This window comes from Porticoccus sp. (assembly GCA_023261185.1).
Lineage (GTDB): Bacteria > Pseudomonadota > Gammaproteobacteria > Pseudomonadales > Porticoccaceae > Porticoccus > Porticoccus litoralis.
Genome location: JALRJN010000022.1, coordinates 1 through 1,758 on the forward strand (window position 1 = coordinate 1; position 1,758 = coordinate 1,758).

Here is a 1,758-nt window from a genome sequence, read left to right on the forward strand (position 1 = left end):
GGCGAGGTGATTGATCGCAGCAGCGGAAGCCGCGCAGAGCGCTATGCCAGTGCTCGCAAAGATCACCGTATTCACCGGCACCGCCCCCTGAGTCGCCATACACATACCCACGATCGCGGTCAGAATCATGAGCCACACCACGTTTGGTTTGCACAGCTCATAATAATCTCGCCAGGTGGCGCGCTCTGTCAGACTGGATTCCATCACGTTGTAAAACTCGCTGGTTGGCGGCCAAAAGGCCGTATCGTTACTATGTTAATGCATGCGGTGACAGATAGAGCGCTGGCGGAGAAGATTTGCGGCGGCAATATTGACGCAGTTAGCATGGTCTATCTGCGCTGATCAATTGAGCTAAGGGGGCGAAACCTACAGTGGTAGCATTGACACGGGAAAAATTGACTATGGCGGCACTCACCGTCGCTGCTGTGTTGGGGCTCTCGCTGGCCGGATCTGGATATTGGGCACTATGGCGGAGTGGTAAAACCGACCCTGCAAACACCATGCCCAGCGCGCTAGCGGCATTCCCCGAGCGCAGACCACTGGCAGAATTCATTCTGGTAGACGATGAAAAGGGCGTTTTCGACCTCAAATCACTCGAATCGCGCTGGTCTTTCATCTTTTTTGGCTTCATGTACTGCCCTGACATTTGTCCCACCACGCTTTACGACTTGTCACAGGTCAAGCGAGAATTAGTCGCGCTAGGCATCGCCGAGGACGACATTCAATTTGTATTCATTTCGGTTGACCCAGAGCGTGACAAGGCCGCCCAGATCAAACGCTACGTACAGTATTTTGACGCGAGTTTTCTTGGCGCCACCGGATCCATTGGGCAACTCACCAACCTCACCCGCCAACTAGGCGCCCCTTTCAGGGCTGAGCCTGAAACAGCTGAAAACGTATACGAGGTCACCCACTCCAGCGCTGTATATCTGGTGGACCCGCTGGTTCAGTACGCCGGCATCATCAGTCCACCGTTCGTGGCGTCAGAGGTAGCAGCCGACTTCGAGGCTCTGTATCGCCAGAGCATCGAGCCGTCCGTGGCATTGCGTCCCTAAGATCCCTCAGCGGAGCACCGTTATTCCTGCTTGCCAGCGTGCACTGTATCCACGCGATCAGGAACACTTTTGCTGTGATCCACCAGCAAATAGGCAAAGACGTACATGAATGCAGTCAGCAGCAAAAAAACAATCACATGCGTGGTGTAATTGGTGCTCTCGGTATTCTGGCCACCCATCGTTAACTCCTTGTTAGATCGCCGTATCTAGTCTGCTTAATGGTGCGGTGAAGCCGGTGCCGCAATGATCAACTCTTTCAGAAAATAAACCCCTCGCTGAAAGAAGGTCCAATCTGCCTCCAGAGAACCTATCGCAACCAGAGTGAGCAGCAGTGCGGGCGGTACCAGAATAAAGTACACCATTGCCAAGCGCTCCCAAACCATGTGCATGAAAACGGCAATGATCAACCCGGCTTTTAAAACCATAAAAAGCAGAATCAGGAACCAGCGCATGTAGCCCTGCACCTGATAGTAATCAACGGCGTAGGACATCGCGCTCAGCACGAATAGCAAAATCCAAATTTTAAAATAGACCCCCAGCGGGTGCTGGATCGCTTCTTCCTCTCTAACAACAGCCCCGTGGCCGTCAGCTGCATGATCCATGACTCACCCCCTTACCAGAGATAGAAAAATGCAAAGATAAATACCCACACCAGATCGACGAAGTGCCAATACAGTCCCAGTATCTCGATCTCTTCGTAGTT

4 protein-coding genes are annotated in these 1,758 nt (G+C 52.7%); 2 read left to right on the plus strand and 2 right to left on the minus strand.

Annotation, left to right across the window (positions count from 1 at the left end):
• The coding region (locus ACYZYZ_RS02100; protein WP_461483074.1) for a hypothetical protein at nt 1-342 on the plus strand (342 nt) is incomplete at its 5' end.
• 59 nt (nt 343-401) lie between these two features.
• Entirely contained in the window at nt 402-1,055 is a 654-nt protein-coding gene (locus ACYZYZ_RS02105; protein ID WP_461483075.1) for an SCO family protein, read from the plus strand.
• 20 nt (nt 1,056-1,075) lie between these two features.
• On the opposite strand, the gene ACYZYZ_RS02110 is transcribed toward ACYZYZ_RS02105, so the two are convergent.
• Nucleotides 1,076-1,234 (minus strand): hypothetical protein, encoded by a 159-nt coding sequence (locus tag ACYZYZ_RS02110; protein ID WP_461483076.1) that lies wholly within the window; start codon nt 1,232-1,234, stop codon nt 1,076-1,078.
• 36 nt (nt 1,235-1,270) lie between these two features.
• On the minus strand, nt 1,271-1,657 hold the full coding sequence (locus tag ACYZYZ_RS02115; RefSeq protein WP_461483077.1) for a cytochrome C oxidase subunit IV family protein: 387 nt from the start codon (nt 1,655-1,657) through the stop codon (nt 1,271-1,273).
• Nucleotides 1,658-1,758 lie beyond the last annotated feature (101 nt).

Coding starts and splice junctions, on each gene's coding strand:
- ACYZYZ_RS02115 (WP_461483077.1), bottom strand. CDS start 1,657: ATGGATCATGCAGCTGACGGCCACGGGGCTGTTGTTAGAGAGGAAGAA.
- ACYZYZ_RS02105 (WP_461483075.1), top strand. CDS start 402: ATGGCGGCACTCACCGTCGCTGCTGTGTTGGGGCTCTCGCTGGCCGGA.
- ACYZYZ_RS02110 (WP_461483076.1), bottom strand. CDS start 1,234: ATGGGTGGCCAGAATACCGAGAGCACCAATTACACCACGCATGTGATT.